Genomic DNA, 23,828 nt, shown 5'->3' on the forward strand with positions numbered 1-23,828 from the left:
ATGCCTGCTCCCGGACATAGCCGCTATCCGCGTATTTCCCTGCTTGCCTTGATGTTGCTGCCTGCGCTGCATGCCTATGCGGCAGAAGAAGCCGCCCCTGCCGACGATGCGCGCACGCTGGACCAGGTGCAGGTGATCGGCCAGGCCACCAGCTATGCCAAGACGTCGGTCAGCAAGGAAACCATCAACCGGCAGACCATCCTGAGCAGCGTCAACAACGCGCTGAACGAGCTGCCGGGCGTGGTGGTCAGCGAGGCCGATGCCACCGGTTCGTCGGTGTGGGGCACGCAGATCAGCATGCGCGGTTTCGTCACCAACCGCGATACGCAGCAGATCGGCACCACCATCGACGGCCTGCCCAACGGCGGGTCCGGCTATGGCGGTGGTTCGCTGGCCAACCGCTACATCGACACCCTGGACCTGGAAACGGTGGAGGTCAGCCAGGGCACGGCGGATATCTCATCGCGTTCCAACGAAGCGCTGGGCGGAACGCTGAATTTCCTCACCAGCGATCCGCTGCAGGAACAGCGCGTGCGCTTCGTCGTTGGCGGCGGTGACAACGATGCACGCAAGTATTACGCACGCTTCGATACCGGCCTGCTGGCCGGCCACACCCGCGCCTGGATCAGCGCTTCGTCGGCCGAGGTGCGTGACTGGATCGACGGTAGTGGACGCACCAGCAACGACCACGTGGCGGCCAAGTTCGTCACCGAACTGGATCGCTGGACGCTGAGCGGCTACGCCTCCTACAACGATGCCAACGAACCGGAATACACCAGCGTTTCGCCGGCCAGCTTCGCCACCAACCCCGAACGTGATGGCCTGGTCGGCAACCTGACCGGCATCCCGAACCTGGACCAGAACTTCCGCTCCGGCTCGCGCGCGCTGCGCGAAAACACGTTCGGCTACCTGCGCGCGGCGTTCGATGGCGGCAACGGTTTCAAGGCCAGCGTGGCCGGCTACGCGCACAAGATGGAAGGGCGGGGCGACTGGCTGCCGCCCTATCTGGTGCAGGCGCGCGAAGACGGCGTGGGCAATCCTGAGTCCGAGTACCGTGGCGGCGACACCGTGTACGGCGGGTCCGCGCTGGGCCAGTTCTATTTCGTCAATCCCGATGGCAGCGCCGCGCAGATGATCCCAGGATGCACGCCGCGTGCCGGATTCACCGCCGACTACGATCCCAACTGCTACGCCGCAGGCGTGCAGGGCGTTCAATCCTATCGTCACTCGCACTACGACAACGATCGTGCCGGCTTCACCGCCGACGTGGAATGGAAGCAGGATTTCGGCCGCATCGACAACACCGTGCGCGGTGGCGTGTGGGTGGAGAACGTGGACCGCAGCGTGCGCCGCGACTGGCACCGTCTGCTCAATGTCGGTACCGATATCTCATTCGACAACGTGCCGTACTGGGTGCAGTTCGAAGACCGTTACAAGGTCGACGAACAGATGTACTACGTCGAAGACGTCGCCCGCTTCGGTCCGTTCAGTGCACGCGTTGGCGTCAAGCAGTTCTTCGTCGACCAGAAGCGCCAGCGCACGATCGGCGCGGCGGAGAACGTGCGTTCGGATTCGAAGTCCGATCCGCTGCTGTCCGCAGGCGCCACCTGGACGTTGCCGGTGCAGGGCCTGGAGGCATTCGCCGGTTACTCGCAGAATTTCGCCGCCATTCCGTCCGGCGTGCTCGGCGAGACCGACGCCCAGCGCTTCGCGCGGGTGGAGCCGGAAACCGCAGACAACATCGAACTGGGCCTGCGCGTCAGCCGCTGGCCGCTGACCGGCTCGATCACCCTGTACAACATCAAGTTCGACAACCGCATCGTCTACCTGCCCGCGCGCCTGGCCGACGGCATTGATTACCTGGACGAGACCGATGGCGTCTACGAGAACTTCGGTGGCGTGGAAAGCACCGGCGTGGAAGCCGCGCTCGGTTACGGCTGGGACAACGGTTGGCGCATCAACGGGGCCTACACCTACAACCGCTCTGAATACCTGGGCAGCGGCAACGCCGCGCGCGATGCCGAACTGGGCATCGTCGACGGCGCCGATGTGATCGGTCAGCCGCGCCATATCCTGGTGATGTCGGCCGACTGGCAGGGTGAAAGCTGGAACTTCGGTGTGTCCGGCCGCTACCTGGGCGAGCGTTACCTGGATGCGTCCAATGCCAACAAGCTGCCGTCGGCCACGGTGTTCAACGCCAACATCGGCTTCGATCTGCAGGACCTGTCGCCCAAGCTGAAGGGCGTGGGTGCCAGCTTCGTGGTCAGCAACCTCACCGACCGCCGCTACCTGTCCGGGGTGGATGGCAGCGATACTGCGTTCATCGGTGCGCCGCGCACCGTGGGCTTCTCGGTACGGGTAGATCTGTGAGCGAACAGCCGCACACGCCGCACGACATCGGCCGCCGCCGCCTGGTGCAGGGCGGCATTGCGGCCGGCATCGCCGCGTTGATGCCGAGCATCGCGCGCGCGGCGGCGATCGCCCCGGACGCGCGCACGCGCAGCCTTCAGGACCTGCAGCACATCGTGGTGCTGATGCAGGAAAACCGCTCGTTCGATCATTACTTCGGCACCCTGCCGGGCGTGCGTGGTTTCGGTGACCGTTTCGTGCCGCCGGCGCCCCCTCTGGAGCCAGGCCAGCCGGCGCGCACGCTGTGGCTGCAGCCCAATGCCGCCGGTACCCACGGCATCGCGCCGTTCCCGCTGGATACCGCCGCGCACTTCGGCCACATGCGGGTGGAGGGCACCCCGCACACCTGGCCCGATGCACAGAAGGCGTGGGACCACGGGCGCATGGCGCACTGGCCTGCGGCCAAGCAGGACCACGCGATGGGCTATTACCAGCGCGCCGACCTGCCGTTCCAGTTCGCCCTGGCCGAGGCCTTCACCGTCTGCGATGCCTACCACTGCGCGATGCAGGCCGGCACCAACCCCAACCGGCTGTTCCTGTGGACCGGCCATAACGACCCGCACGCCCTTGGCGGCGGGCCCGCGGTGGCCAACTCGCACGACAACTTCCCTGAGCTGGGCGGCCACCCCGCGTCCTACACCTGGACCACCTACGTCGAGCGGCTGCAGCAGGCAGGCGTGGACTGGCGCATCTACCAGGACATGGCCGACAACTTCACCGACAACCCGCTGGCGGGCTTCGAAGCATTCCGACTGGCCTGGCGGAACGCACCCGGGCACGATGCCGAACTGCGCGAACGCGCGGTCAGCACGCGCGGACTGGACCAGCTGCGCCAGGACGTGCTGGACGGGCGCCTGCCGCAGGTCAGCTTCCTTATTGCCGATGCCGCCGGCAGCGAGCACCCCGGCCCCTCCAGCCCGGCGCAGGGCGCGGCCTATACCGCGCAGGTGCTGGACGCCCTGACCGCCGATCCGGCGGTCTGGAGCCGCACTGCGCTGCTGGTGATGTTCGACGAGAACGATGGCTTCTTCGACCACATGCCGCCGCCGGCGCCGCCCTCGGCCGACGCTGCGGTGGCGGGCGGATGGGCCGGCGCTTCGGTGGTGGGCACCGAAGGCGAATACCACCGGCATCCTTCGCCGGGTAATGAGAAGCAGGACGAAGCCGCGCTGCGTGGCCGCCCCTATGGGCTGGGGCCACGCGTGCCGATGTACGTCATTTCACCCTGGAGCCGCGGTGGCTGGGTGGATTCGCACGTTTACGACCACACCTCGGTGATCCGCCTGATCGAGCGCCGATTCGGCGTGGCCGCGCCGGACATCTCAGCGTGGCGGCGCGCGGTGTGTGGCGACCTGACCGCGGCGTTCGACTTTTCGCAGATCGACAACCGCCCGTTCGCGCACGCATTGCCGGCCACGGCCGCAACCGCCGCGCGCGCCGCCGCCTTGCCCGCGCGTACCGTGCCGGTACCTCCGCAGGCCCTGCAGCCGGCGCGCCAGGAGCCCGGCGTGCGACCCTCCCGCGCGCTGCCTTACCGCCCCGACGTGGCCATCCAGACCGACCCGCAGGCAGGCGAAATCCGCCTCACCCTGGCCTGCGAGGGGGCTGCCGCCGTGCTGCACGTCTACGACCTGCTGCGCCTGGATGCGCTTCCGCGTCGCTACACCGTAGGCCCGGGCAAGCAGCTGCAGGGCAGCTGGCCGCTGCATGCGGAACAGGGCTACGACCTGTGGGTGCTCGGCGCCAATGGCTTCCATCGGCGCTTCCGCGGCAGCGCGCAGGCGCCGATGCCGGTCGAAATGGAGATCGAGCGTGTCGCAGATGGCATGGTCCTGCAGCTGCGCAACCCCGGTTTGGCGCCCGTGTCGGTGGCGGTGCGCGGGGCGGCCTATCCGGGCCTGATGCCGGAGCGATCGCTTTCGCTGGATGCCGGTGAAGCGGCGCGCATCACCTGGCCGGCGGCTCCAACGGGCGCCTGGTACGACCTGCAGGTGCAGCAGCCGGGGGCCCGCCAGCGGCTGGCCGGGCGCGTGGAAAACGGCCAGTCCGGCAGCAGTGATCCGGCCATGGGCACTGCCCCGCTGCGGTTGGAGGTGGGATGAAACCGGTGCGGAATCAGAGTTGGCCGTTGCGCAGGTAATCGAACAACTGCGCATCGCTGTTCAACCCCAGCTTCAGCATCGCATCGCCCTTCTGGCGGCTGATGGTGCTGGCACTGCGATGCAGCAGCGTGGCGATCTCCTTTACCGTCATGCCCTTGCCGAGCAGGCGCAGCACCTCCACTTCGCGCGGTGACAGCGGGCGGCCTTCGCCTTCCACCATCGCGCTGCTGCCTGCTGCTTCCACGCGTTCCTTCAATGACAGGCTGACGTAGGGCAGGCCACGGTGGACCGTGCGGATGGCGACGGGCAGTTCGTCCATCGACGATCCCTTGTCCACCAGCCCCAACACGCCGGCGTCGCGCACCATGCGCAGGATCGCCAGGTTGCTGGACACGCTGAGCATCAGCACCGGCAACAACGGATAGCGTCGACGGATCATGCTGATCATCGCAAAGCCATCCGGCACGGTGCTGTCCGGCATCGAGTAGTCGGTGACCAGTACATCGCAGGGATGGGTGGACAGGTAGGCCAGCAGGTCCTGCGCGGTGGCGGCCTCGGCCACGACTTCACCGACGCCGCTGCCGTGGATGACCGACCGGGCGCCGATGCGAACCACGGGGTGGTCGTCAGCGATGATGATGCGAAGCGTCATGCTCTAGTATGGCCCCGGGTGACATGGGTTGGGTGGAAAGCAGGCATCGACGATATCCCTATTCTAAGGAGAGCGAAGCTGGTGCGCACGATCCTGGCTCACTGTCGAGGATGCGGCATGGGCGTGCTGCTGTCGCTGTTGCCTGCGATGGCATGGGCCGCGCCCCCCGCTCCGCGCGCCGAGGCACCGTCACCTGCACGGCCCCACGCGGTTCTGTCGGTGGGGGTCTACGACAGCGGCTGGCCGCCGTTCGAGTTCGTCGAAGGGGACAGGGTGCGCGGGCTGGGCCCGGACACGCTGGACGATCTTGCGACACGGATGGGCGTGAGGCTGGACTACCGTCGCTATCCGGACTGGGCACAGGTGCTGGAAGCCGCCTGCCGGGGCGATATCGACGTGGTGATGAACGTATCGCCGAGCGCGTCCCCGAACCGCTGCCTGGCCTACAGCACGTCGTATGCGACCGCGCCGTTGGCGGTGGTGGGACGCAGCGATGACCTGCGCGCGTCCAATGATCCGGACCTGGCGGGCCTGCGCGTGGTGAGCGAGCAGGGCTTCCTGACCCAGGCGCAGATCCGCACCCGCTTTCCCGCCGCGCGCCAGTTGCTTGCAGCGCACACGCTGGACGCGCTGCGGATGGTGGCGCGGCAGGAGGCGGATGTGTTCATCGGCAATGCCTACGTGGCCAGCCAGCTGATCAATGACTCCGCGTTGGAAGGCATCGCCCTGTTGCGTCCGATCGACATGGAGCTGGATACGCTGCACTTCGGCGTGCCGCCCTCCCGGCCGCAGCTGGTGGAAGCGCTGGACCAGGCGATGTCGCAGCAGCCGGCGTCGGTGCGTGCAGGCATTGCCGCGCGCTGGCTGCGCGTGCCGGTGTGGTCTGCGCCGGCGCGGCAGGCATTGGACCAGGTGGAGCGTCGGGCGTTGTCCACGCCACTGCGTACCGGCTTTGCGCCCAATGCCGCACCGCTCTCCTTCACCGATGCCGATGGTCGGCCTTCCGGGCTTGCCAGTGACTACCTGCAGCGGCTGCGGCAGGCCGGTGCCACGCTCACCCCCGAACCCAGCCACGACTGGTTCGACCTGCGCGAGAAAATGCGTCGCGGCCGCATCGATGCGGTGATGGGCGTACCCAACGATTCCCGTTACCTGGGCGAGGGCTGGGTATTCAGCCAACCCTTCATCAGCGTGCCCAATGTCATCGTGACCGGGCCCCGCAGCGGCAGCGTGCTGGACATGGACGACCTGGCCGGCAAGCGCGTGCTGTTGTCCGACCCCGAACGGCTGCGCCTGCCGGTGCTGCAACGTGCGCCGGAGGCGCGCATCCTCGCCGCGCGCAGCGCGGAACAGGCGCTGCAGCGGCTGCTCGATGGCGAAGCACAGGCCTACATCGGCAACCTGGCGATCGTCGACCGGCTGCTGCGCGAGCGCTTCCCCGGCCAGTTGCAGGTGACTGCACCGGCGGGCTTCGACGATGACCTGTCATTGGCGGTAAAACGCGAGCACGCCGGGCTGGCAACACGGTTTGATCGCCTGCTGCAGGAAATGGGCCCACGCGAGCGCGAGGCGCTGCGCAACGACTGGCTGGCGGTGGCCTACCAGGGCGGCATCGACTGGCGAACGATGGCGCGCTGGGGCATTCCGATCACCCTGGTGTTGTTGACCGCGCTGCTGGTGCACCTGCTGGGCTACTGGCGGCTGCAGCGGGAAGTGAGCAGCCGTCGGCGACTGGAGAAGCGCCTGGCCGACGTCACCGGCAACCTGCCCGCAGTGGTGTACCAGATGCGACGCGCGGCCGATGGCGGCCTTGATTTCCCCTACGTTGCCGGCGACATGCAGCCGCTGTTCGGCATCGACCACGACAAGGCGATGGCCTCGGCGCAGGCGGTGCTGGACGCGATCGATGCGCGTGACGTGGCCGACGTGCAGGCCGCCATCGAACGGGCGGCGCGCGATTTCCTGCCCTTCGAGCTCGAGTTCCGCACCGTCGGCATGCCGCAATCGCCGCGCTGGGTACGCAGCCAGGCCCAGCCGTACGCGGCCGATGCCGGTATGGTCACCTGGAGTGGCTACTGGGTGGACATCAGCGAGGCGCGCGCACAGGCCGACGCATTGGAAGCGGCGATGGCCGCGGCCGAGCAGGCGGCCGAGGCGAAGGCCCGCTTCCTGGCGACCATGAGCCACGAGATCCGCACGCCGATGAGCGGCGTGCTGGGGATGCTGGAGATGCTTGCCCATACGGCCCTGCAACCGGCCCAGCGCACGCAACTGGAGGAAGCGGAATCGGCCGCCCAGTCGCTGCGGCAGATGCTGGACGACATCCTCGATTACGCCAAGATGGATGCCGGTGCACTGCGCCTGGATCCGTTGCCACTGCCGTTGCGCCCGCTGCTGGAATCGCTGCAGCAGCGCTACGCCAGGCAGGCTGCGGCCAAGGGCCTCGGCCTGCGGCTGGAACTCGACGTGCGGCTGGCGGCCACCCACGAGGTGGACGGACTGCGGCTGCGCCAGGTGCTGGAGAACCTGCTGGACAATGCCATCGCCTTCACCAGCGAAGGGGAGGTGGTGCTGCGCGCGGAGGTGCTGGAAGGAAGTTCGCCGAGCCTTCAGGAACTGCGCCTGCAGGTCATCGACAGCGGCATCGGGATGCAGCCGCAACAGGTGCAGGCGTTGTTCCAGCCCTTCACCGAAGTAGACCCCAGCGCGCCGCACCACCAGGGTGGCATCGGCCTGGGACTGACGCTCTGCCAACGCCTGGTGCAGCTGATGGGCGGGCGCCTGCTGGTGCACAGCGTGGCGGGTAAGGGAACCGAGGTCGACGTGCTGCTGCCGCTGCCGGTGGCCAGCGATGATGACCTGGTGGCCAGCGCGCCGGGGCCGGGCAGCGTCCCGCCGCTGCCGGTGCACCTGCGCACGGCGCGGGTCCTGGTGGTGGAAGACCACCCCACCGCACAGGCGATGATGGCCTGGCGCCTGCAGCAGCTTGGTGTATCGCACGCGGTCGCGGGCGATGGCCGGGAAGGGCTGGAACTGCTGGCCGCCTCCGCCTTCGACATGGTGATCAGTGATTGCCGCATGCCGGTCATGGATGGCTATGCGTTCACCCGCCTGCTGCGCGAGCGCGAACAACGCCAGGGCGTTCGGCGCCTGCCGGTGGTGGCGTTGACGGCCAGCCTGCTGGAGCAGGACCTGCGGCGTTGCCGTGAAGCGGGCATGGATGAAGTGCTGACCAAGCCGTTGTCGCTGGCCCAGCTGCGGCAGTGCCTGCTGCGCTGGTTGCCGGCCTCGCCGGTGGGCGCCGCCGGCGCCTAGCGCGCGTTCTGCTGCAGGTATTCGATGACCAGCCGGCGCCGCTCCGGATCCGGGAACGCGTTGTACATGCGCGTGCCCGGCACGCTGGCGCCCGGTGAACGCAGGAAGGCGTCCAACGTCTGTTCGCTCCACACGATGTCCGCTGCACGCATGCCATCGGAGTACGCATAGCCGGCCAGGCTGCCTGCGCGCCGTCCGAACACACCATGCAGGTTGGGGCCATAGCGGTTGATGCCACCGGCGTGCACGGTATGGCAGCCGGCGCAGATGGCGAAGGCGCGCTCGCGCTCCAGCGCGGCGGCCTGCTCCGGATCCTGCGGCGCAGGCGCGCCACAGGCACTCAACCCGACGATGCTGGCCAACAACAGCAGGATCCGCATCGTCGCATCACATGCCGGCGTAGTTCGGGCCGCCGCCACCCTGCGGGGCCACCCACACGATGTTCTGGGTAGGGTCCTTGATGTCGCAGGTCTTGCAGTGCACGCAGTTCTGCGCGTTGATCTGCAGGCGCTGGTCGCCCTCGCTGCCGACGAATTCGTACACCCCTGCCGGGCAGTAGCGCGCTTCGGGTCCGGCGTACTCGGCCAGGTTGACCTGCACCGGAATACGGGCGTCCTTCAGTGTCAGGTGGCTGGGCTGGTCTTCGGCGTGGTGGGTGCTGCTCAGGAACACCGAGCTGAGCTTGTCGAAGGTCAGCACGCCATCCGGCTTGGGATAGTCGATCCTGGTGTGCTGTGCCGCCGGCTCCAGGCAGGCGTGGTCCGGGGTGCTGTGGCGCAGCGTCCACGGCGCGTTGCGGATGCCCAGCTTGGGCAGCAGCCACTGCTCGATCCCGGTCATCAGCGTGGCCACCGCCTGGCCCTTCTTGAACCACTGCTTGAAGTTCTTGGACTGCTGCAGCTCGGCATGCAGCCAGCTGGATTCGAACGCCTGCGGATAGGCACTGAGCTCATCGTGCTGGCGGCCTGCGGCGAGTGCATCGAAGGCGGCGTCGGCGGCCAGCATGCCGGTCTTCAGCGCCGCGTGGCTGCCCTTGATGCGGCTGGCGTTGAGGTAGCCGGCTTCGCAGCCGACCAGCGCTCCGCCCGGGAACACGGTTTTCGGCAACGACAGCAGGCCACCGGCGGTGATCGCCCGTGCGCCGTAGCCGATGCGCTTGCCGCCTTCCAGGTGCGTGCGGATCGCCGGGTGGGTCTTGAAGCGCTGGAACTCTTCGAACGGGCTCAACCAAGGGTTCCTGTAGTCCAGCCCCACTACGTAGCCGATGGACACCTTGCCACCTTCGGCGTGGTACAGGAACGCGCCACCGTAGGTGCTGCCGTCCAGTGGCCAGCCCGCCGCGTGCACCACCAGGCCGGGCTCGTGCTTGGCCGGGTCGATCTGCCACAGCTCCTTGATGCCGATGCCGTACGCCTGCGGATCGCGGCCTTCATCCAGCTTGAAGCGGTTGATCAGCTGGCGGCCGAGGTGACCACGCGAGCCCTCGGCGAAGACGGTGTACCTGGCGAGCAGTTCCATGCCGCGCTCGTAATTGGGGCCATGGCGGCCATCCTTCTCGATGCCCATGTCGCCGGTGGCCACGCCGATGACTTCACCGTTCGCCCCGTACAGCACTTCGGCAGCGGCAAAGCCGGGGAAGATCGCCACCTCCAGCGCCTCGGCCTGCTGGGCCAGCCAGCGGCCCACTTCGCCCAGGCTGACGATGTAGTTGCCTTCGTTGTGGAAGCACTCGGGCAACAGCGGCTTGGGCGTGGTGCGTGCGCCGGTTTCACTGAGGAACAGGAACTCGTCGCGGGTGACTTTCTGCTTCAGCGGCGCGCCGCGTTCGGCCCAGTCCGGGAACAGCTCGGCCAGTGCACGCGGATCCATCACCGCGCCGGACAGCAGGTGCGCGCCCGGCTCGGAGCCCTTTTCCAGCACGCACACCGACAGTTCGCTGCCGGCTTCAATGGCACGCTGGCGCAGGCGGATGGCCGTGGCCAGGCCGGCGGGGCCGGCGCCGACGACGACGACATCGAATTCCATCACTTCGCGTGGGGGCAGTTCGGTGGCTTCTGCGCTCATGGATGACCTGACTCTTGGGTAGACCGCTCTGCTGCAGGGGCGGTGGTTGCCTTGGAATAACGCACGTGCTGCCACGGCGAAACGGATGTTTGAATCCATCAGGTTAACGGCTGGCCGACGGATCGGCCAGTTGCCCGGCGCGATGTGGGCTGCATCGATGGCAGGGCGCGCGCTGCGGGCCCGGGATGCTGCAATGCAGCAGGTGTGCCACGTCGCGTGCGAACCGTTGACGCCGTCCGGTATAGCGCGCATCGCCACCAATGTTCGCCTTCATCGTTTTTCTTGAACGATGCGCGTTCTGAGCAGGCCATCGCCCACTGAAACAGCCACTTATTCCTACGCTGTAGCGGACCGTGGGATGAGAGGAATGCGCGATGTCACGCCGGCAGGTCCGCGACGCATCAGGGTTCTACGCGGTGCCTGGCCGCGTAGACCAGAGGGCGGCGCGGCAGGACCCGGTACGGTGTGGCCACCTGACGTCGGCGCATCTTGCCCTGGTCTGGGTGCTGGCACGCGTGGCGGATTGCCTGGCCGGTGCCGGCATGACCTGCCTACTTCTGGTGTTCTCCCCGCAGAAGCTCGACCAGGGCAAGTTCGGCGAGCTGGATCGTCAGTTGGCCGGGCAGCAGGCAGGTCTCAACGCGCTGACGGTGGAGGAATACCTCGGCGCGCGCGCGCGCTTCGACCCCCGTGCCCGCGATCCCCAGGTTGCGCGACGGGCGCGCAGCTCGTGGCGGAGCAAACTGGCCGCTGCGCACGGTGAGGCGCTTGCCGGGCAGGGCATTCCCCCGGCCGAAGCGGGCGAGCGCGCCGCGCTGCTGGCTGATCAGCAGATGCGCAGCCTGCACGCGCTGCATAATCCGGACCGGGTCGTGGGCGGGCACGATCTGATCGGCGACTTCGGCGACGGCCAGGTCAACTGCACCATCGGCCGCCAATGGACGCTGGCACGCCGGGGAGAGAGCTCGCGCGTACAGCAGCTGGATGCTGCCGCATCGCGGGTGCCGGAGTGGCTGCGCGGAAGCACGCGGATGAACGGGCAGCTGGTACGGGAACCGCCCGCCGTCCTCGACGCCGCACTGTGCCACCACCACAATGACCACGATTCCGGCCCACCTGGTGCACCCGATGCGACTTGATCCCTGCGACCTGTTCGATGTCCGTTCCCTGCTCAGCGAAGAAGAGCGCGCCGTGCAGGACAGCGTGGCGCGCTTCGTCGACCAGCGCGTGCTGCCGATCATCGGCGACTGCTTCGACCAGGCGCGTTTTCCCGCTGAACTGGTGCCGGAGATCGCAGCACTTGGCCTGCTCGGCGCGACCCTGCCGGTGGAATACGGCGGCGGGGGCATGGACGCGGTGGCCTATGGGCTGATCTGCCAGGAACTGGAGCGCGGCGATTCCGGCCTGCGCAGTTTCGTGTCGGTGCAGAGCTCGCTGTGCATGCATCCGATCTTCGCCTACGGCAGCCAAGCGCAACGCCTGCGGTGGTTGCCGGCGATGGCTCGCGGTGAAGTCATCGGCTGCTTCGGCCTGACCGAAGCGCATGGCGGATCGGACCCTTCCAGCATGAAGACACGTGCGGTGCGCGACGGTGACCAATGGCGGCTGGACGGCAGCAAGATGTGGATCACCAATGCGCCCATCGCCGACCTGGCCATTGTCTGGGCGCAGACCGAAGACGGTGTACAGGGCTTCGTACTGGAGCGCGGGATGGAGGGATTCAGCGTGCAGGACATCGGCCGCAAGATGAGCCTGCGGGCGTCGTCCACGGGCGCCTTGTTCTTCGACCAGGTCCGCGTGCCGGAGGCCAACCGGCTGGCAGGGGTGGTGGGCATGAAGGGTCCGCTGGGCTGCCTGAACCAGGCGCGGTTCGGCATCAGCTGGGGGCCGATCGGCGCAGCCAGTGCCTGCCTGCGCGAGGCGCTGGCGTACGCCGGCGAACGCGAACTGTTCGGTCGGCCGCTGGCGGCCACGCAGAGCGCCCAGGTCAAGCTGGCCGACATGGCCCGGCGGATCACCGGGGCACAGCTGCTGGCCCTGCAGCTGGGCCGGCTGAAGGAGGCGGGCCGGCTGCAGCCGCAGCAGGTAAGCCTGGCCAAGTGGAACAACTGCCGGATGGCGATCGACATCGCGCGTGAGTGCCGTGACCTGCTGGGCGCGGCGGGGATCACCACCGAGCATGCCGCGATACGGCATGCGCTCAACCTGGAATCGGTGATCACCTACGAAGGCAGCGAGACGGTGCACCAGCTGGTGATAGGCCGCGAACTGACCGGCATCAACGCGTTCTGAGGGTATTTTTTTCGCTTGCGCGCGGCATTCAGGCAACGGCAACGTCAAAAGCTGCAGGGTTGCTGGGTCGGCGGGGCGGGGTGGCTGTGCAGGACACGCCGTGAATCCGTCCATGGCGGCTCGCTTTTCGCATCCCTGCGAAAAGACGGTCCTGCACAGCCACCCCGCCCCACCTTCGACAGGTCTGCGGGGGCCTTGGTAGCGCCGACCCATGGTCGGCGGAATGTTTCCGCCAACGGCCCGCTGCGCTCGCCGACCATGGCTATGCCGGTCGTCCTGACCGGCACCCTGCGGGCCGTCGCAAGCGACGTTGGCAGCGGCTCCTGCCGCTGCCTTCGGCGCTACCAGGGCGCCGTGCCATTTCGGGTGGAGGGAGCGCCTGAGTCAGGGGCGGCCGCGAACCGGCGGGGTGTGGGTGATGGTGAGACGGGGCCCGCGGTTTGCGCAGCAAAGCGTGGGAGCGGCAGCGCGAATGCGATGGCGTGGACCCGCCATGGATGGCGCGAAACGAGGCCCGCAGGAGCGGCTCTTGCCGTCCCCCGCACAGCCCCACCGGCCGGCCCAGACCAAGCCTGCTGTTGGAAGCCACCCGCGAGGGGGTCTCACCCGTTCGACCCCACCTCACGCCCCGCCGGCGAACCCGTGCTGGCGCCATGCCTCGTACATCACCACTGCCACCGTGTTGGACAGGTTGAGGCTGCGGTTGCCGGGCCGCATGGGCAGGCGCAGGCGGCGGCCATCGGGCAGCGTATCCAGTACGTCCTGCGGCAGGCCGCGGCTCTCCGGGCCGAACAGGAACGCATCACCGTCTTCAAACGGCACGCTGTCATGGCGGACGCTGGCGCGGGTGCTCAGGGCAAACAACCGGTTCGGTGCGATGCGGGCCAATGCCGTTTCCAGGTCCGGATGAACCTGCAGGCGGGAATACTCGTGGTAGTCCAGGCCGGCGCGCTTGAGCTGCTTGTCGTCCAGTGCGAAACCCAAGGGTTCGACCAGGTGCAGCTGCGCGCCGGTGTTGGCGCAAAGACGTATGACATTGCCCGTGTTGGGCGGAATTTCGGGCTGGAACAGCACGACGTGGAACGTGGGAACCTGGCTCATCAACGCAGTGTAATGCGCGGCGCGGTGCTTGGCGGCCTGCCGGGTCCTTGCGGGTAAGGGGACCCGGCGTTCAGGGGTATGTCGAGGGGTGTATCACAACGATCAGCATGTGCAGCTCGCTCACGGACGCACCAGGACCGAAGCGGTTTCCAGCGCCAGTGCCTGCAGGTCGGCCTGGGTCGGACGCACATGCACCACCGGCAGGTTGACGATGACGTTGTTGGCAAACGCGGTGGCTGCGTTGGTCAGGGCAACGGTGTAGCGCTCGGTCTGCAGTTCGGCGGCCAGGGCGACCTTCTGCTCCAGGCTCGGGCGGACTTCAACGGCGGCCAGGGTGGTTACCGGCATCGCCGCAGAAGAGGCGATGGCCTGGCCGTTGATCCCGGCCAGCTGGTCGGCGCTGGGGCGTACCTGCACCGCAGCCAGCGTCGGGATGCGGCTGCTGCGCTCCCAGGCCTGCTGGGCCAGCTGTTCGGCGTCCGGGCGGACCTGCACGGTCTGCAGGGTGCTGATGGAAGGGGCGGCCTGCACCGGCGAAACAACCGCAGTACCGGCGATCAGGGCGATGGCGATGGCGAGGATCTTGGTGTTCATGGCAGGGCCTGTTTAGTGTGTGTGGGCGGTGGTGTGGTAGTAAGGTAGTACACCAAAACTGGGCTTGCAAGAACAATCTTCAGTTTCCCAGTTTGGTTCAGCGTGCAGTCAGTTTCATTTCGGTCGCTTCGGGTTGCGGGGTAAATGGAGCAATCGCCGTGCCAATTTTTAAAGCTTATGATTCAATGATTTAGAAAGACCCGCAGTGTCCGTGTCCGGACACTTGTCCGCGCCGATGCGACCGGACAAAAGCTGGCCATGCGGAAGATCCCGGGTTCGGTCGCTTTCAGCGCGTGACGCTTGGCCGATGCTGCCGTGCGGGCGCACACGGTAGGATCGGCCTCCACCTGGATGACCAAGGATCAGCAATGACCTCCCCTCTGCGCCCGCGCACTGCCCTGCTTGCACTGGCCCTCGCCACCGCGCTGGGCGGCCTGGCGCCCGCGCCCCTGCTGGCCAAGCCTGCCGCAGCGGCCAAGGTCGACATTCCTTTCGAGCAGTTCACCCTGCCCAATGGCCTGCGCGTGGTGGTGCACACCGACCGCAAGGCGCCGATCGTGGCGGTCAACGTCTGGTACCACGTGGGCAGCAAGGACGAACCCGCCGGCCGCACCGGATTCGCGCATCTGTTCGAACACCTGATGTTCCAGCGCAGCGAAAACCACGACGGCGAGTACTTCGAACCCTTCAAGCAGGTCGGTGCCACCGGCCAGAACGGCACCACCAATACCGACCGCACCAACTACTTCGAAAACGTGCCGACCACTGCGCTGGACATGGCGTTGTGGATGGAGTCCGACCGCATGGGTCACCTGCTCGGTGCGATCGACCAGGCCGCGCTGGATGAGCAGCGTGGCGTGGTGCAGAACGAAAAGCGCCAGGGCGAGAACCAGCCGTACGGGCAGGTGTGGACCCAGCTCAACCGCGCGCTGTATCCGAAGGGCCATCCGTACCACCACAGCGTGATCGGCTCGATGAACGACCTCAACGCGGCCTCGCTGGATGACGTCAAAACCTGGTTCCGGACCTGGTACGGCCCCAACAACGCGGTGCTGGTGCTGGCCGGCGACATCGACCTGGCCACGGCCAAGGAAAAGGCAGCGCAGTATTTCGGCAGCATCCCGGCCGGGCCGAGCATGGCGCAGCCGAAGGTGGACGTGGCGCAGCGCGCCGCCGACAGCCGCGAAGTGATGACCGACAAGGTGCCGCAGGTACGCATCTACCGCGCCTGGAACGTGGCCGAAGTCGGCACCCGCGACATCGACGAACTGCAGCTGCTGGGCCAGGTGCTGGGCGGGGCGAAGTCATCGCGCCTGGGCAAGCGCCTGGAGCACGAAGAGAAGCTGGTGGACAACATCAGCGCCGGCGCCTATGCCTCGCAGCTGGGCTCCAACTTCATGGTGATGGCCACGGTGAAGCAGGGCGTCGACCCGGCGCGCGTGGAAGCGATCATCGACGAAGAGATCGACCGCCTGGTCGCTGAAGGCCCGTCGGCCGACGAACTCAGCCGCGCCAAGACCGCCTTCCGTGCCAGCTTCATCCGCGGCATCGAGCGCATCGGCGGCTTCGGCGGCAAGGCCGACGCACTCGCGGAGTGCACCGTCTACACCGGCGACCCGGGCTGCTTCCGCGATTCGCTGAAGAACATCGATGGCGCCAGCGTCGCTGACCTGCGCGCGGTGGGCGGCAAGTGGCTGGGCACCGGCAGCCACACCCTGGTGGTGGAACCGGGCCCGCGCGTGGCGCTGGAAGAAGAAGCCTCGCAGAGCCCGAAGCCGTTTGAAGTGCCGGCCGTGGATCCGAAGTACACCACCCTGCCGGCCCAGGTGGACCGTGGCACCGGCGTGCCGCAGACCCGGCAGTTCCCTGAACTCAAGTTCCCCGAACTGCAGCGCGCCACGTTGAAGAACGGCACGCGGGTGATCTTGGCCGAGCGCCATGAAATCCCTGTGGTGCAGTTCAGCTATCAGTTCCCGGGCGGCTTCAGTGCAGACCAGGACCGCAAGCCGGGCACCGCCAACTTCGCGATGGGGCTGATGACCGAAGGCGCCGGCAAGCTCGGTTCGCTGGCCTTCGCCGACGCCGCCGACGCGCTGGGTGCGGACCTGAGTGCGTCGGCCGGGCTGGACTTCAGCACCGTGGACCTGTCCGCGCTGAAGGAGAACCTGGCGCCGTCGCTGGGCCTGTATGCCACGCTGCTACGCCAGCCGCGCTTTGACCAATCGGAGATCGACCGGGTCAAGGGCAGCTGGATCGCCGGCATCGCGCAGGAAAAGGCCAATCCCACTGCGTCGGCGATGCGCGTGCTGCCGCCGCTGCTGTACGGAAAGGGTCACCCGTATGCCATCCCGTTCACCGGCAGCGGTGACGAGGCGGCCATCGCGAGCCTGACCCGCGATGAGCTGGTCGATTTCCACCGCGACTGGCTGCGCCCGGAAGAGGGCACCCTGATCGTGGTCGGTGACACCACGCTGAAGGAAATCGTGCCGCTGTTGAACCGCCAGCTGGGCGACTGGAAGAGCGAAGGCCCGGCACCGAAGGTCAAGGCGGCCGTTGATGTTGCCGTGCCGACCAGCCCGCGCGTGTTCCTGATCGACCAGCCCGGTGCCGTGCAGGCGAACCTGTTCGCCGGCCAGGTGGTGCCGTCTTCGGTGGATCCGGGTTCGGTCCGCTTCGACATCGCCAACGGCGTACTGGGCGGCGACTTCACCTCGCGCCTGAACATGAACCTGCGCGAGGAAAAGCACTGGTCCTACGGCGCCCGCAGCAGCGCCAGCAGCACCGTCGGCCAGCGGCCGTGGATGGCCATGGCGCCGGTGCAGATCGACAAGACCGGTCCGGCGCTGGCGGAAATGCGCAAGGAAATCGCCGAGTTCGCCAGCGGTCAGAGACCGGCTACCGCCGCTGAAGTGCAGCGCATCCGCAACATCCAGACCCTGAGCCTGCCCGGTGCGTATGAAACGGCCAGTTCGGTGCTGGGTACGATCGGCAGCCTGGTGCAGTTCCAGCGTCCGGACGACTACGTGTTCCAGCGCAAGGCGGCCATCGAAGCGATGACCCCGGCGCAGGTGCAGCAGGCAGCCGCGGCGATCAAGCCGGAATCGTTGACCTGGGTGGTGGTCGGCGACCTGAAGCAGACCGAAGCACCGGTCCGCGCGCTGAACCTCGGCGAAGTCAGCATCATCGATGCCGACGGCAACCCGGTGAAGGCAGCCAAGTAAGGGCGCGCGCCCCGGTAGTGACGGCCGCTGGCCGTCACCCGGGACGACCCCGCACCTGGTGGGAGACGACCGTTGGTGGGGGTGGTGACGATCGTTGGTGTTGGTGGGTGACGACCGTTGGTGTTGGTGGGTGACGACCGTTGGTCGTCACGCTCTGCAGCAGGAAGCGTGACGACCAACGGTCGTCACCCACCTACGGTCACACACCGTTACTTCTTCGTCGGCTCGTTGACGATCGCTTCCAGGTCCTTCTGCAGGTCCGCGAACAGCGGCTGCATGCGCGCCTGGATGGCCACCATCACGTTCTGCATCAGCGCCGGGGTCTTGTCGAGCAGGCTCTGCCCGGCCGAACTCTCGTAGAACTCGGCCATCGCCAGCACGTCTTCCTTGCTGAAGGTCTGCTTGTACAGGTCCACGTACATCGGCCGCAGCTGCTGCCAGGACAATGCCTGGCGCAGGGTCTGCGCGGTGCGCGCCTGGATCCGCTGCAGCTGCTCCTGCTGCTGCGGGGTCAGCTGGCGTTGCTGGGTGACCTGTTCGAACTGCTGGCGCTGCATGGTCTCGATCTGCGGGAGCATCGAATCCAGCATGGCCTGCGCGCGCGAGGCCGAAAGCAGTCGGTTGATGTCGCCGTCGGTGGGCGGTGCGGCCAGCGCAGGAACGGACGCAAGGGCAAGCGCCAGCAGCAGGGCGGTGCGGTGCAGGCGGCGGGAAATGCGGATCATGCGGACGTCCTTTGGGGATGATGCCGCCAGCATACCGCCCGCGTTGGCGAAGGCGACGTGTTGGGGACCTGATCGTGGTGGAACGGCTCGCGATACCGACAGCCAACCGTCACCGGCTACCGTTACAATGGGCCCATGGGTATTGGTCCAGTGGTCATCTCCGCACAGCTTGTGATCCCCGACGATGAACTCGTCGAGCGGTTCGTGCGTGCCAGTGGCGCCGGCGGCCAGAACGTCAACAAGGTATCGACGGCGGTGGAGCTGCGTTTCGATCTGGCCGGCTCGCCGTCGCTGCCCGAGCCGTTGCGTGCGCGCCTGCTGGTGCGCCGCGACCGGCGCGTGACCGGCGAAGGCGTGCTGGTCATCGACGCGCAGCGTTTCCGTACCCAGGACCGCAATCGCGAGGATGCGCGCGAGCGGCTGGCCGAGTTCATCCGGGCAGGGCTGAGCGTGCCCAAGCCACGCAAGGCCACCAAACCAACCTACGGGTCGACCCTGCGTCGCCTGGACGCCAAGAAAGGCCGCGCGCAGGTCAAGCGCGGCCGCACAACCCGCAACTGGGAGTAAGCCTTGAACCATCCTTCGCCGCTGCTGCCACCCGTGCCGCCGAACATGCCGCAGGTCAAGCCGAATGCCTTCATCCGCTGGATCGCGCGCAGTGCGCTGCGCCTGCGCGGCTGGAAGGTGGTCGGCACCCTGCCCGACGTGCCCAAGGTGGTGATGATCATCGCCCCGCATTCGTCCAACTGGGATGGGTACTGGGGCATGGCGGTGAAGCTGGCGCTGGGCCTGGACGTGCGCGTGCTGGGCAAGGCCTCCCTGTTCTGGTGGCCGTTGGGCCCGCTGCTGCGCAAGCTGGGGGTGATCCCGCTGGACCGCAGCTCGCCGCAGGGCACGGTGGAACAGGCGGTGGCGGTGATCCGTCGCTCGGAAAAGATGTGGTACGCGATCACCCCGGAAGGCACCCGCAAGAAGGTGACCCACTGGAAGGCCGGCTTCCTGAAGATCGCGCGGATGGCCGACGTGCCGATCCTTGCCGCGTATTTCCATTACCCGGACAAGACCATCGGCTTCGGGCCGCTGTTCCATGCCACCGGCAACGACGCGGCCGACATGGCCAGCATCCGCGAGTACTACCGCCCGTGGATCGGCAAGACCCGCGGCACCGTCTGAGCGGCCACAGCGCGGCAGCGCAGGCGCCACGTCCGGCACATGCCGCCGCAGCGCCGTGGGAGTAGGCTGGAAGGCTGGCGGTCAGTCCTGATCGCCCCCCGAGGAGCCTTTTGCATGTCGCGTACCGTCATCCTGGCCGCCGCCATCAGCCTGGCGCTGGCTGCCTGTTCCGGCAAGGAGTCCACCCCCGTGTCCGAAGCCCAGAACGCCCCGGCCCAGCAGCCGGCCGATGCCTCCACCAACCCGCTGCTGAGTGCCAGCACGCTGCCGTTCCAGGCGCCACCGTTCGACAGGATCCAGGACAGCGATTACCTGCCGGCCTTCGAAGAAGGCATGCGCCAGCACCTGGCCGAAGTGCGCGCCATCGCCGGTTCCAGCGAGCCGGCCACCTTCGACAACACCATCGTGCCGATGGAGCGTGGCGGTGAAACGCTGACCCGCGTCTCGCGCATCTTCTTCGGCCTGGTGCAGGCCGATACCAACGATGCGCGGCAGAAGATCCAGGAAGAAGTGGCGCCGAAACTCGCCGCCCACCAGGACGAGATCAACCTGGACCCGAAGCTGTTCGCACGGGTGAAGTCGCTGTACGACCAGCGCGCCTCGCTCGGCCTGGATCCAGTGCAGACCCGCCTGGTGGAGCATTACTACGACGGCCTGGTGCGCGCAGGTGCGCAGCTCAACGACGCCGACAAGGCCAGCCTGCGCAAGCTCAACGTGGAAGAAACCACGCTGTCCACGCAGTTCCACACCCGCCTGGTCGCCGCCACTGCCGCCGCCGCCGTAGTGGTGGATGACAAGGCCAAGCTGGCCGGACTGAGCGAAGACGCCATCGCCACCGCCGCCGCCGATGCCACCGCGCGCAAGCTGGAAGGCAAGTTCCTGCTGCCCCTGCAGAACACCACCCAGCAGCCGGTGCTCGGTTCGCTGAGCAACCGCGAACAGCGCGCCGCCGTGCTGGAAGCATCGGAAACCCGTGCCCAGCGCGGCGATGCCAACGACACCCAGCAGACCGTGCAGCGCCTTGCCCAGCTGCGTGCGCAGAAGGCCAAGCTGCTCGGCTTCGCCACCTACGCCGATTACAACCTTGGCGACCAGATGGCCAAGACCCCGGCTGCCGCGCTGAAGCTGCTGACCGACACCGTGCCGGCCGCCACCGCCAAGGCACGCGCAGAAGCAGCGGACATCCAGAAGGTCATCGATGCGCAGCATCCTGATGCAAAGTCGGGCGGCTTCAAGCTGGCCGCTTCGGACTGGGACTTCTACGCCGAGCAGGTGCGCAAGGCCAAGTACGACCTGGACGAGTCGCAGATCAAGCCGTATTTCGAACTGGACAACGTGCTGCAGAACGGCGTCTTCTACGCCGCCACCCAGCTGTATGGCATCACCTTCAAGCCGCGCACCGACATCCCGACCTACCACGCGGACATGAAGGTGTATGAGGTGTTCGACAAGGACGGTACCTCGCTGGCGCTGTTCTACACCGACTACTTCAAGCGTGACAGCAAGTCCGGTGGCGCCTGGATGGATGTGTTCGTCGAACAGGACGGCCTGACCGGTGCCAAGCCGGTGGTCTACAACGTGTGCAACTTCACCAAGCCGGCCGCGGGCCAGCCGGCGCTGCTGAGCTTCGACGACGTCACCACGCTGTTCCATGAGTTCGGCCACGCGCTGCACGGCATGTTCTCCAACGTGAAGTACCCCTCGATCGCCGGCACCGCCACCTCGCGCGATTTCGTCGAGTTCCCCTCGCAGTTCAACGAACACTGGGCGCTGGACCCGAAGGTCTTCGCCAACTACGCCAAGAACTACAAGACCGGCGAGCCGATGCCGCAGGAACTGGTCGACAAGATCCTCAAGGCACGCAGCTTCAACCAGGGCTACGCCACCACCGAATACCTGTCGGCGGCGCTGCTCGACCTGGCCTGGCACACCCAGAAGGCCGATGCACCGCTGCAGGACGTGGGCAAGTTCGAAGCAGCGGCGCTGAAGAAGTTCAACGTGGACCTGGCCCAGGTACCGCCGCGTTACCGCACCAGTTACTTCGATCACATCTGGGGTGGCGGTTATTCGGCCGGTTACTACGCCTACTTCTGGGCTGAAGTGCTGGACCACGATGCGTTCCAGTGGTTCAAGGAGAACGGTGGCCTGACCGCCGCCAACGGCCAGCAGTTCCGCGACAAGGTGCTGTCGCGCGGCAACAGCGTGGAGCTGAGCCAGCTCTACCGCGATTTCCGCGGCAAGGACCCGTCGGTGGAACCGCTGCTCGAGTTCCGCGGCCTGAAGTGAGTTGAACGAACGGCGGGGGAAACCCCGCCGTTCTGCTTTCCGTTCCGGCACCGCGGTGCCTGACGCAGGCCGCGCTTGGCGCTCGCCGAGCATGGCTCGGCGCTACCGGTTTCCGTGCTGGCACTGTGATTCGGTGCCGGCTCTGGTAGCGCCGAGCCGTGCTCGGCGGCTTTCCGTTCCGGCACCGCGGTGCCTGACGCAGGCCGCGCTTGGCGCTCGCCGAGCATGGCTCGGCGCTACCGGTTTGCGTGCTGGCACTGTGATTCGGTGCCGGCTCTGGTAGCGCCGAGCCGTGCTCGGCGGCTTTCCGTTCCGGCACCGCGGTGCCTGACACAGGCCGCGCTTCGCGCTCGCCGCGCATGGCTCGGCGCTACCGGTTTCCGCGCTGGCACTGTGATTCGGTGCCGGCTCTGGTAGCGCCGAGCCGTGCTCGGCGGCTTTCCGTCCCGGCACCGCGATGCCTGACGCAGGCCGCGCTTGGCGCTCGCCGCGCATGGCTCGGCGCTACCGGTTTCCGTGCTGGCTCAAGTTCCTACGTGCACGCGCTCGGCGCGCTCGGCCAGGCCCAGGTGATCCAGCGCGATGTCCAGCGCAAGCACGTAGCTCTGTGCCCCGTACCCGGCTGCGATTCCCAGCCGCTGGCCTATGCCATCGGGCAACCACGGCTCCGCCACAGCGCCGTCGTCGTGCACTTCCACATATGCGTTATGCAGGTGCGGCAGCAGCCGCTGCAGCCGCATGCTGTGCGCGCACGCACCCGGATCCAGCAGCGTCACCTCGCCGCGTGCATGGTCGGCCACGCGCAGCGCATCCAGCAGTTCCTGCTCGGACCCGCAGGCACGGATCGCCACGCTGGTACCGGCATCCACCGCGCGGTGCACCAGCGTTTTAAGCACCAGTGCGGGCAGCGGCTCGGCGGTGCGGATCAAGGCACCGGATGCTTCCGGGCCACGAATGATGAAGATCGACATGGCGCAGCAACCACAAGCAAGCGCCCGAGGCGCGGTAGGCACACGATGCGCGCACCGCCCGTAAAGCCTCCATGGCGTGCGCCGCGACCGCACGTAAAATCTCCGTAGCGACCGTGAGGAACCGAACCGAACTTCCCACGGTCTTACTGCCCACACTTCCCGGAGCTTCGCCATGGATGCCATCGCCCGCCCTCCCGTTACCCAACGCGCGCTGCACTGGCTGAAGAAAGAAGCACTGCCGCTGCTGGTGATGCTCGGCCTGCTGGCCGCCGCGCGCGACACCCTGGCCAACCACTACGTGGTACCCAGCGGGTCGATGCAACCCACCCTGGAACCGGGTGACCGCGTGGTAGTGGACATGCGCGCCTATGGCCTGCGCCTGCCGTTCACCCAGCACCCGCTGCTGGACGTGGGCGCGCCGCAGCGTGGCGAAGTGGCGGTGTTCGACTCCCCCGCCGATGGCACCCGGCTGATCAAGCGCGTGGTGGCCGTGGCCGGCGACCGCGTGGACGTGCGCAACGGCCACCTCAGCATCAACGGCCAGCCGCTGCAGCAGGCCGGCAACCCGGCCGCCGAACAGTTCGGCAGCCGCGTCGCGCAGCTCGGCCTGGACATGGGCGGCGGCCCGGACGTGGACGGCGTGGTGGTGCCGCACGGCAAACTGCTGGTGATGGGCGACCATCGCGGCAACAGCTTCGACGGCCGCTTCTTCGGCTTCGTCGATGCTGACAAGGTCTATGGCAAAGCCGTGGCCGTGTACTACCGCCGCGGCGAAGGCCTGGAGTGGCTGAACCTGTAAGCACTGGTGGGTGACGACCGTTGGTCGTCACGCTCTCACTCCAGACTATCCATACGCCAAACATATCAATCCGTACCCATCAGGTTATGGATCGACTCGATGGAGGGGGCTAGCCTGACCCCAT

At 67.3% G+C, this 23,828-nt stretch carries 18 protein-coding genes; 10 read left to right on the forward strand and 8 right to left on the reverse strand.

Annotated elements, in window-relative coordinates; genetic code table 11:
- Both ACI2JH_RS07185 and ACI2JH_RS07190 read left to right on the forward strand, forming a co-directional pair.
- Positions 1–2,370 carry a TonB-dependent receptor gene (locus ACI2JH_RS07185; protein WP_404735806.1) on the forward strand — a complete coding sequence of 790 codons (2,370 nt, stop codon included), beginning with the start codon at positions 1–3 and terminating at the stop codon, positions 2,368–2,370.
- Positions 2,367–4,511 (forward strand): phosphocholine-specific phospholipase C, encoded by a 2,145-nt coding sequence (locus tag ACI2JH_RS07190; protein ID WP_404735807.1) that lies wholly within the window; start codon positions 2,367–2,369, stop codon positions 4,509–4,511. Before ACI2JH_RS07185 ends, ACI2JH_RS07190 begins: the two co-directional genes overlap by 4 nt.
- A 13-nt stretch (positions 4,512–4,524) precedes the next feature.
- Here the strand turns inward: ACI2JH_RS07190 and ACI2JH_RS07195 are convergent, their stop codons facing one another.
- A complete protein-coding gene (locus tag ACI2JH_RS07195; protein ID WP_042614729.1) occupies positions 4,525–5,163 on the reverse strand; it encodes a response regulator transcription factor in 639 nt (212 codons plus the stop codon).
- A gap of 117 nt (positions 5,164–5,280) precedes the next feature.
- On the opposite strand from ACI2JH_RS07195, the gene ACI2JH_RS07200 reads away from it, so the two are divergent.
- Complete coding sequence (locus ACI2JH_RS07200; RefSeq protein WP_404735808.1) at positions 5,281–8,478, forward strand: ATP-binding protein; 3,198 nt, start codon at positions 5,281–5,283, stop codon at positions 8,476–8,478.
- Here ACI2JH_RS07200 and ACI2JH_RS07205 read toward each other — a convergent pair.
- The 3 genes from ACI2JH_RS07205 to ACI2JH_RS07215 form a co-directional block, all read right to left on the reverse strand.
- The gene (locus ACI2JH_RS07205; RefSeq protein WP_101101517.1) at positions 8,475–8,858 is read right to left on the reverse strand and encodes a c-type cytochrome; all 384 of its coding nucleotides are present in this window, start codon (positions 8,856–8,858) and stop codon (positions 8,475–8,477) included. The two genes, ACI2JH_RS07200 and ACI2JH_RS07205, sit on opposite strands and share 4 nt — an antisense overlap.
- 7 nt (positions 8,859–8,865) lie before the next feature.
- Positions 8,866–10,542: an electron transfer flavoprotein-ubiquinone oxidoreductase gene (locus ACI2JH_RS07210; RefSeq protein ID WP_182656510.1), complete on the reverse strand. Its 1,677-nt coding sequence runs from the start codon at positions 10,540–10,542 to the stop codon at positions 8,866–8,868.
- Between the two features lie 103 nt (positions 10,543–10,645).
- On the reverse strand, positions 10,646–10,816 hold the full coding sequence (locus ACI2JH_RS07215) for a hypothetical protein (RefSeq protein ID WP_182656509.1): 171 nt from the start codon (positions 10,814–10,816) through the stop codon (positions 10,646–10,648).
- A 268-nt stretch (positions 10,817–11,084) separates the two neighbouring features.
- Between ACI2JH_RS07215 and ACI2JH_RS07220 the strand changes: the two genes are divergently transcribed.
- The gene (locus ACI2JH_RS07220; protein WP_404735809.1) at positions 11,085–11,681 is read left to right on the forward strand and encodes a polymorphic toxin type 15 domain-containing protein; all 597 of its coding nucleotides are present in this window, start codon (positions 11,085–11,087) and stop codon (positions 11,679–11,681) included.
- Positions 11,671–12,834: an acyl-CoA dehydrogenase family protein gene (locus ACI2JH_RS07225; RefSeq protein ID WP_404735810.1), complete on the forward strand. Its 1,164-nt coding sequence runs from the start codon at positions 11,671–11,673 to the stop codon at positions 12,832–12,834. The genes ACI2JH_RS07220 and ACI2JH_RS07225 overlap by 11 nt, the downstream gene beginning before the upstream one ends.
- A 621-nt stretch (positions 12,835–13,455) precedes the next feature.
- Here the strand turns inward: ACI2JH_RS07225 and ACI2JH_RS07230 are convergent.
- Both ACI2JH_RS07230 and ACI2JH_RS07235 read right to left on the reverse strand, forming a co-directional pair.
- The gene (locus tag ACI2JH_RS07230; RefSeq protein ID WP_101101511.1) at positions 13,456–13,935 is read right to left on the reverse strand and encodes a tRNA (cytidine(34)-2'-O)-methyltransferase; all 480 of its coding nucleotides are present in this window, start codon (positions 13,933–13,935) and stop codon (positions 13,456–13,458) included.
- Between the two features lie 120 nt (positions 13,936–14,055).
- On the reverse strand, positions 14,056–14,529 hold the full coding sequence (locus tag ACI2JH_RS07235) for a hypothetical protein (protein WP_101101509.1): 474 nt from the start codon (positions 14,527–14,529) through the stop codon (positions 14,056–14,058).
- Between the two features lie 368 nt (positions 14,530–14,897).
- Here ACI2JH_RS07235 and ACI2JH_RS07240 point away from each other — a divergent pair, with 368 nt between their 5' ends.
- The gene (locus ACI2JH_RS07240; RefSeq protein WP_404735811.1) at positions 14,898–17,750 is read left to right on the forward strand and encodes a M16 family metallopeptidase; all 2,853 of its coding nucleotides are present in this window, start codon (positions 14,898–14,900) and stop codon (positions 17,748–17,750) included.
- A 209-nt stretch (positions 17,751–17,959) separates the two neighbouring features.
- Here ACI2JH_RS07240 and ACI2JH_RS07245 read toward each other — a convergent pair whose 3' ends face one another.
- Entirely contained in the window at positions 17,960–18,475 is a 516-nt protein-coding gene (locus ACI2JH_RS07245) for a DUF2059 domain-containing protein (protein WP_101101505.1), read from the reverse strand.
- 135 nt (positions 18,476–18,610) lie between these two features.
- Between ACI2JH_RS07245 and arfB the strand changes: the two genes are divergently transcribed.
- The 3 genes from arfB to dcp all read left to right on the forward strand — a co-directional run bounded on the left by arfB (position 18,611) and on the right by dcp (position 21,934).
- Entirely contained in the window at positions 18,611–19,042 is a 432-nt protein-coding gene (gene arfB, locus ACI2JH_RS07250; protein ID WP_042614237.1) for an alternative ribosome rescue aminoacyl-tRNA hydrolase ArfB, read from the forward strand.
- Between the two features lie 3 nt (positions 19,043–19,045).
- Complete coding sequence (locus tag ACI2JH_RS07255) at positions 19,046–19,648, forward strand: lysophospholipid acyltransferase family protein (protein ID WP_101101503.1); 603 nt, start codon at positions 19,046–19,048, stop codon at positions 19,646–19,648.
- Between the two features lie 114 nt (positions 19,649–19,762).
- Positions 19,763–21,934 carry a peptidyl-dipeptidase Dcp gene (dcp, locus tag ACI2JH_RS07260; protein ID WP_404735812.1) on the forward strand — a complete coding sequence of 724 codons (2,172 nt, stop codon included), beginning with the start codon at positions 19,763–19,765 and terminating at the stop codon, positions 21,932–21,934.
- 524 nt (positions 21,935–22,458) lie between these two features.
- On the opposite strand, the gene ACI2JH_RS07265 is transcribed toward dcp, so the two are convergent.
- Positions 22,459–22,905 carry a 3-dehydroquinate dehydratase gene (locus tag ACI2JH_RS07265; protein ID WP_101101501.1) on the reverse strand — a complete coding sequence of 149 codons (447 nt, stop codon included), beginning with the start codon at positions 22,903–22,905 and terminating at the stop codon, positions 22,459–22,461.
- Between the two features lie 172 nt (positions 22,906–23,077).
- Here ACI2JH_RS07265 and lepB point away from each other — a divergent pair, with 172 nt between their 5' ends.
- Entirely contained in the window at positions 23,078–23,704 is a 627-nt protein-coding gene (gene lepB, locus ACI2JH_RS07270) for a signal peptidase I (protein WP_350000105.1), read from the forward strand.
- Positions 23,705–23,828 lie beyond the last annotated feature (124 nt).

Origin of the sequence: Stenotrophomonas sp. NPDC078853 (genome assembly GCF_044901215.1) — a bacterium.
Taxonomy (GTDB): Bacteria; Pseudomonadota; Gammaproteobacteria; order Xanthomonadales; family Xanthomonadaceae; genus Stenotrophomonas; species Stenotrophomonas lacuserhaii.